Source organism: Streptomyces spongiae, from assembly GCF_009377185.1.
GTDB classification, from domain to species: Bacteria; Actinomycetota; Actinomycetes; order Streptomycetales; family Streptomycetaceae; genus Streptomyces; species Streptomyces spongiae.
In genome coordinates, this window is sequence record NZ_VJZC01000554.1 from 1 (window position 1) to 6,665 (window position 6,665).

At 71.4% G+C, this 6,665-nt stretch carries 5 protein-coding genes and 1 pseudogene; 2 read left to right on the forward strand and 4 right to left on the reverse strand.

Annotation, left to right across the window (positions count from 1 at the left end; all coding sequences use genetic code 11):
- Positions 1–82: 82 nt before the first annotated feature.
- The 3 genes from FNH08_RS41225 to FNH08_RS41235 are packed head-to-tail and all read right to left on the reverse strand — an operon-like array spanning position 83 to position 2,474.
- The gene (locus FNH08_RS41225) at positions 83–493 is read right to left on the reverse strand and encodes a RidA family protein (RefSeq protein WP_152776640.1); all 411 of its coding nucleotides are present in this window, start codon (positions 491–493) and stop codon (positions 83–85) included.
- A 47-nt stretch (positions 494–540) separates the two neighbouring features.
- On the reverse strand, positions 541–1,302 hold the full coding sequence (locus FNH08_RS41230; RefSeq protein ID WP_152776641.1) for an IclR family transcriptional regulator: 762 nt from the start codon (positions 1,300–1,302) through the stop codon (positions 541–543).
- Positions 1,299–2,474: a sugar kinase gene (locus FNH08_RS41235; protein WP_228034683.1), complete on the reverse strand. Its 1,176-nt coding sequence runs from the start codon at positions 2,472–2,474 to the stop codon at positions 1,299–1,301. The genes FNH08_RS41230 and FNH08_RS41235 overlap by 4 nt, the downstream gene beginning before the upstream one ends.
- 232 nt (positions 2,475–2,706) lie before the next feature.
- Between FNH08_RS41235 and FNH08_RS41240 the strand changes: the two genes are divergently transcribed.
- Both FNH08_RS41240 and FNH08_RS41245 read left to right on the forward strand, forming a co-directional pair.
- The gene (locus FNH08_RS41240) at positions 2,707–4,008 is read left to right on the forward strand and encodes an amino acid deaminase (protein ID WP_152776643.1); all 1,302 of its coding nucleotides are present in this window, start codon (positions 2,707–2,709) and stop codon (positions 4,006–4,008) included.
- Between the two features lie 16 nt (positions 4,009–4,024).
- Positions 4,025–5,626, forward strand: a pseudogene (locus FNH08_RS41245) (N-acyl-D-amino-acid deacylase family protein); the annotation flags it as partial.
- Here the strand turns inward: FNH08_RS41245 and FNH08_RS41250 are convergent.
- Positions 5,627–6,562 carry a trypsin-like serine peptidase gene (locus FNH08_RS41250; RefSeq protein ID WP_152776644.1) on the reverse strand — a complete coding sequence of 312 codons (936 nt, stop codon included), beginning with the start codon at positions 6,560–6,562 and terminating at the stop codon, positions 5,627–5,629. It abuts the pseudogene before it with no gap.
- Between the last annotated feature and the right edge of the window lie 103 nt (positions 6,563–6,665).

Genomic DNA, 6,665 nt, shown 5'->3' on the forward strand with positions numbered 1-6,665 from the left:
CACCGTGACGGCGTACGGAGTGCGGGAGTTGGGGGCGCCAGGGGCGCTGGAGGCGCTGGAGGCGCTGGAGGCGCTGGAGGCGCTACCCGAGAACGGCCAGGGCGTCGATCTCGATGAGGAGGCCCGCGGGAAGGCCGACGTAGACCGTGGTGCGGGCGGCGGGCGGAGCCGTGAGCTGCTGCTCCTCGAAGTACTGGTTGTAGATCGCGTTCATCTCGGCGAAGTGGTCCACGTCCGTGAGGTAGACGCGGATCATCATCACGTCGTCCCAGCCGGAGCCGCCCTCTTCGAGGATCGCCTTGACGTTGGCGAGGGTCTGGAGGGTCTGCTCGCGCAGGGTGGGCCCGGCGGGCGTGGGCGGCTTGCCCTCCTCCGCGGGCAGGAACCCGACCTGGCCGGCGACCTGGAGGATGTTCCCCTTCTTCACGCCGTGCGAGAACTTCGCGGGCGGGGTGGTGTGGGTCTTCGGGGTGAGCGCGATCTTGTCGGTCATACGGGGTCCTTCACCTTGTCGGTCATGCGGAGTCCTTCACCTGTCGGTCAGGCGGGGTCCTTCGTGGGGGTCCTGCCCGAATACTCGCGGCTGATGGCCTCGGCGGTGCGGCGCACCAGGGGGAGCAGGGTGAGGAGTTCGTCGGCGGTGACGACGACGTTGGGGGCCGAGACCGACATCGCGGCGACGACCCTGCCGTCGACGCCGCGGATGGGGGCGCCGACGCAGTTGATGGACTCCTCGTGGCCACCGAGGTCGGTGGCCCAGCCCTGGTCGCGCACCCGCTCCAGTTCCTTGAGGAAGGCGGCCGCGTTGGGGGTCGAACGGGACGTGTAGAGGGGGTAGTCGAGCTTCTCGGCGAGGACGCGGCGCTCGGACTCGGGGAGGTCGGCGAGGAGGAGCTTGGCGACGGCGGCGACGGTGATCGCGACGGGCTTGCCGATCCGCGAGTACATGCGCACCGGGTAGCGGCTCTCGACCTTGTCGATGTAGAGGACCTCGTTCTCCTCGTAGACCGCGAGGTGGACGGTGTGGCCGCACTCCTCGTTGAGGCGTACGAGGTGGGGGTGGGCGATCTCGCGGACGTCGAGGTTCTCCACGGCCTCCTGGGCGAGGGCGAAGAGGCGGGCGCCGAGGCGGTAGCGCTGGTCGGACTGGCGGTAGACCAGGCCGTGTTCGTGGAGGGTGCGGAGGAGGCGCAGGGCCGTGGACTTGTGGACGCCCAGGCGGTCGGCGACGCGGCCCAGGTCGGCGGGGCCCTCGGCCAGCAGCGGCAGGATGCTGAGGGCGCGGTCGACGGTCTGGCTCATGGGTGGTGTACCTCCTCCTCGGCCCGCGTGACGGCTCGGTCAGCGCCCTGGTCGACGGCTTGATCGACGGCTTGTGTCCAGCCGGGGCCGAGACGAAGTGTGCCCCAGGGCCCGTCGTCCAGGGCGGCCAGGCGGTCGGCGTGGTCGCGCGTGGGGGGTGTGCCGAGGTCGCCGGGCACCGTGAGCGCGGCGGCGGCCATGAGGTGGCCGTGGCGGAGGCGTGCCCGCGCGGGGAGGTCGCGCAGGACGGCCGACAGGAACCCGGCGGCGAAGGCGTCTCCGGCGCCCACGGGAGCCACGACGTCCACGTGGAGGGAGGGGACGAAGGTGATCGTGTTGTCCGTGAGCGTGCCGTCTGTGGCCGTGGGCGTGCCGGTGGCGCCCCTGAAAGGGGCGCGGGGCAGTGACATATGCGGCTCCGCCGCGTGGGCGCGACCAGCCACGACGGACCTGTTGTCGGCCACCGGCCCCGACGGGGCAGACGAGTCCTGGGGCCGCTCGAACAGGGTCGCGCCCTGAGAGCCCTGCTTCACCACCAGCATGCGGGGCTCGGGAAGGGCGGCCCGGACGGCCTCCGGACCGCTGCCGATGCCCCAGGCCTCCGCCGCCTCGTCCGCTCCGACGAAGACGATGTCGGCGCGGCGGGCGAGATCGAGCAGGACGCGGGGGCCCTCGGCGTCGGACCACAGGCTGGGGCGGAAGTTGACGTCGAAGGAGACGAGCGGGCGGCCCGGGCGGGGTTCGGTCAGTTCCCGGAGCAGGGCGAGGCAGTCGCCGGACAGCGCCGCCGTGATCCCGGAGAGGTGCAGGACGCGGCATGCCCGCACCGCGGCCGGGTCGACGTTCCCCACGGCCATCGCGGACGCCGCCGATCCCGCCCGGTAGTACGCCACCTCGTGCGCGTCGGCCGCCCGGTCCGCCGCCGTGCGGAAGTACACGCCGGTCGGGCGCGCCGGATCACGTCGTACGGCCGAGACGTCGACGCCGTACGCCCCGATCGCCTCGACCAGGTGGTCACCGAACCCGTCGGCGCCCACCCGGCTCACCCAGCGGACCGTATGCCCGGTGGCGGCGAGCGCGCACGCCACGTTGGACTCGGCTCCTCCGATGGCCCGCTCGAAGGAGGGAACGTGGGCTAGGGGTCCCGGGCGGGAGGGAAGGAAGGTGACCATGGACTCGCCGAGCGTGACTACATCGACGACACCGTCGGAGGTTCCGCCGTGGGCCGCCGCGGCGGCGGGTCGGTCGGTGGTCACACGGCCTCCTTGTCGGTGCCGGGCCAACGACTCCATTGACCCGGTGTTGGCTGGGATGTTAGACAGCACTGCGCGACATACGCAATGCCCGTTGCACATATCGCAATCCACCTGATCAGGGAGGACCTCCATGGCTTCAATGGGTTCCATGGGTTCCACGGGTGCGGAAGCCAGTACCGATGTACGGACCGAAGCCCTCGCCCGCCTGGCCGCCGAGCGCGTCGGCCACCGCTTCAAGGGCCTCCCCCCGGACGCCGTCGGCCTGACCGTCGGCGAGCTCGCGGCCGAGCGCCGCAACCTCTTCACGGGCGGCTTCACCACCCCGGTCCTCGCCCTCTCCGCCGAGCGCCTGGAGCACAACCTGGCGCTCATGGAGGCGTACGCGGCCCGTCACGGGCTCGTGTTCGCACCGCACGGCAAGACGTCCATGGCCCCGCAGCTCTTCTGGCAGCAGATCGACCGGGGCGCGTGGGGCATCACGCTGGCGGTTCCGCATCAGGTGCGGGTGGCGCGGGAGTTCGGGATCGAGCGGGTCTTCCTCGCGAACGAGGTCGTCGACGAGCCCGCGCTGAAGTGGATCGCCCAGGAGCTGACGGCCGACCCCTCCTTCCGGCTCGTCTGTTACGTCGACTCGGTGCGCGGGGTCGAGCTGATGGACTCGGCCCTGCGAGGTGTCGCCTCCCGGCCCCTGGACGTGGTCGTCGAGCTCGCCGCCGGTGAGGGGGCGCGTACCGGGGTCCGGACCGAGGCGGAGTGCGCGGCGGTGGCGGACGCGGTGGCGGCCGTGCCCACGCTGCGGCTGGTGGGAGTGGCGGGGTACGAGGGCGAGGTTCCCCAGGCGAACCCCGAGCGGGTGCGGGCCTGGCTGCGGCGGCTCACGGCGCTGGCGGCGGACTTCGACAAGGCCGGGCGGTTCGCGGGGCTGGACGAGATCGTGGTGAGCGCGGGCGGCAGCGCCTGGTTCGACGCGGTGGCGGACGTGTTCGCCGACATCCCCGAACTGTCGCTTCCCGTACTGAAGTTGCTGCGGTCGGGTGCGTACGTCTCGCACGACGTGGGCCACTACCGCCGGGTGACCCCGTTCAACCGCGTCCCCGGCGAGGGCGCCCTCCAGCCCGCCTTCCGCCTCTGGTCCCAGGTGGTCTCCCGCCCCTCCCCCGAGCAGGCCTTCGTCAACGCGGGCAAGCGGGACGCGGCGTACGACCTGGACCTGCCCGCCGCCGAGGTGATCCGCCGCGCCGGGGCCGACCGTCCCGCCACCGGTGTCACGGTCACGTCCCTCTCCGACCAGCACGCGTGGATCGCCACGACCCCCGAGGCGGACCTGGAGGTCGGCGACTGGCTGGCGCTCGGTCTGTCCCACCCCTGCACGTCGTTCGACAAGTGGCAGCTGATCCCGGTGGTGGAGCAGGACGGCACCGTCGTGGACTACGTCCGCACGTTCTTCTAGGAGACAGGAGACGTTCATGGAGGATCTCGTCATCCGTGACGCGGACGTGGTGGACGGCACCGGCACCCCCTCGTACCGCGCCGACGTGGTCGTCGACGGCGGCCGGATCGTCTCGATCGTCCAGGAGGCCGCCGCGGCGGGCTGCCAACGCCCGCGAGCGACCCGGGAGTTGGACGCGGAGGGACTGGTGCTCTCACCCGGCTTCGTCGACATGCACGCCCACAGCGACCTGGCCCTGCTGCGGGACCCCGACCACAGCGCGAAGGTCGCGCAGGGGGTCACGCTCGAAGTGATCGGCCAGGACGGGCTGTCGTACGCGCCGGTCGACGACCGCACCCTCGCCGAGGTCCGCAGGGCCATCACCGGCTGGAACGGCCACGGCGACGACATCGACTTCACCTGGCGGTCCGTCGGCGAGTACCTGGACCGGCTCGACCACGGCTTCGACGGCGAGGGCATCGCGGTCAACGCCGCGTACCTGATCCCGCAGGGCACCGTACGGATGCTGGCCATGGGCTGGGAGGACCGCGAGCCGACGCCCGAAGAGCTCGACCGGATGCGGCAGTTGGTGGCCGACGGGATGCGGGAGGGCGCCGTCGGGATGTCGTCGGGGCTGACGTACACACCCGGCATGTACGCCAAGGACGCCGAACTGACCGAGCTGTGCCGGGTCGTCGGCGAGCACGGCGGCTACTACTGCCCGCACCACCGGTCGTACGGGGCCGGGGCGCTTCAGGCGTACGAGGAGATGGTCGCCCTCACACGGGAGGCGGACTGTCCGCTCCATCTCGCCCACGCCACCATGAACTTCGGCGTCAACAAGGGCCGGGGCGCCGAACTGCTGTCCCTGCTGGACGACGCGCTCGCCGACGGCGCCGACATCACGCTCGACACGTATCCCTACACACCGGGCTGTACGACGCTCGTGGCGATGCTGCCCAGTTGGGCGAGCGAGGGCGGCCCGGAGGCGATCCTGGCGCGGCTGGAGGACGAGGCGACGGCGGAGCGCATCCGGCACCACATGGAGGTCGTGGGCGCCGACGGCTGCCATGGCGTGCCCATCGAGTGGGACACGATCGAGATCTCGGGCGTGACGGACCCGGAACTCGCCCCGTACGTCGGCAGGACCGTCCAGCAGTCCGCCGACGAGCGCGGCGAGGCCCCCTGGACCACCGCCCACCGGCTCCTCCTCGCCGACCGGCTCGGCTCGACGATCCTCCAGCACGTGGGCCACGAGGAGAACGTCCGGACGATCATGCGGCACCGCGTGCACACGGGCGGCTCCGACGGCATCCTTCAGGGCGCCAAGCCGCACCCGCGCGCGTACGGGACGTTCCCGCAGTATCTCGGCCGGTACGTAAGGGAGTTGGGCGTGCTGTCCCTGGAGGAGTGCGTCGCGCACCTCACCTCGCGGCCCGCGGCCCGCCTGGGGCTCGCCGACCGGGGGCTGGTGCGCGAGGGGTACCGCGCCGACCTGGTGCTGTTCGACCCGGGCACGGTGGCCGCGGGCTCCACGTTCGAGTCGCCGAGGACGCTGCCCGTCGGCATCCCGTACGTCCTCGTCGACGGCCGTCTCGCGATCGAGGACGGCCGCCGGACGGACGTGCTGGCGGGGCGCCTACGGCTTGGGCAGGACGCAGCCGCTCGCGCTCAGGTCGAGCTTGTTGTCGACGCCGAAGCAGGCGGGTATCTGGTAGGTCTCCTGGGCGTAGTTGATGCCCTGGCGGACCGTCACGTTGCCGCTCGCGTCGACCTCACAGGGGTTGTTGACGGTGCAGCGCTCGCCGTCCTCGTTGCCCGTGTTGTTGACGGCGACCACCTTGTTGGTGGCGGCGTCGACGACCGGCGAACCGGAGGTGCCGCCGATGGTGTTGCAGGCGGAGGTGTAACGGACCGAGTCCTTCCAGGTCCAGTCACCCTCCTTCAGGCGGTACGCGAACCCGTCGACATTGCAGCTGTAGATCCGCTTCCAGTAGCCGGAGACCACGCTGATGGCGGTGCCGGCGGTCGGGTGCGTGTCGTTGAGGGTGAGCGCGTCGATGCCGTACGAGCTCTTGATCTGCGCGTACGTGGTGGTGAGCTGGTACAGCGCGACATCCGTGTCGGTCATCGTGCCGTACGAGATCTTGCTGGCGCGGAGCGTGGCGACACGGGAGCCCGCGGAGTTGAGCAGGCCGAAGGTGCGGCTGGAGGCCTGGTCGACGATGACCTCGCCGGCCGCCGGGAAGCCGGACTCCAGACAGTGGCCGTTGGTCATCACCAGCGCCGGGTCGTTGTCCTCGGAGTCGGGCATCCGGACGACGGAGCCGGAGCAGTTGCTCAGCGAGACGGTGCCGGCGAAGTTGACGGCCTGGGCGGACGGCTGGGTGATCCGGCCCACCGTCGCCGTGGTGGACGTGACCAGATCCGAGACCTCGGACGTGATCGTGTCCGTGTCCGCGCCCTTGCCGACGGAGGCGGGGTCGGCCGCGGGCGCGCTCGCGGCGACCGCGGGTGCCGTGCCCGCTCCGGCCAGCGCCAGGGCGAAGACTGCGGCGACGAGAGGTTTTCTCATGTGGGGGTCCCCTCTTGCGACGTGGGTGACGGAAGGGTTCCGATCACCGTGTATTTGTCATGCGCATTGTGAGGGGCGTGGGATGGGTGGGCAAGGCGGTGTT

Excerpts from the sequence above, each read along its gene's own strand:
- FNH08_RS41225 (WP_152776640.1), bottom strand. The coding sequence starts at position 493 with ATGACCGACAAGATCGCGCTCACCCCGAAGACCCACACCACCCCGCCC.
- FNH08_RS41230 (WP_152776641.1), bottom strand. The coding sequence starts at position 1,302 with ATGAGCCAGACCGTCGACCGCGCCCTCAGCATCCTGCCGCTGCTGGCC.
- FNH08_RS41235 (WP_228034683.1), bottom strand. The coding sequence starts at position 2,474 with ATGGTCACCTTCCTTCCCTCCCGCCCGGGACCCCTAGCCCACGTTCCC.
- FNH08_RS41240 (WP_152776643.1), top strand. The coding sequence starts at position 2,707 with ATGGGTTCCACGGGTGCGGAAGCCAGTACCGATGTACGGACCGAAGCC.
- FNH08_RS41250 (WP_152776644.1), bottom strand. The coding sequence starts at position 6,562 with ATGAGAAAACCTCTCGTCGCCGCAGTCTTCGCCCTGGCGCTGGCCGGA.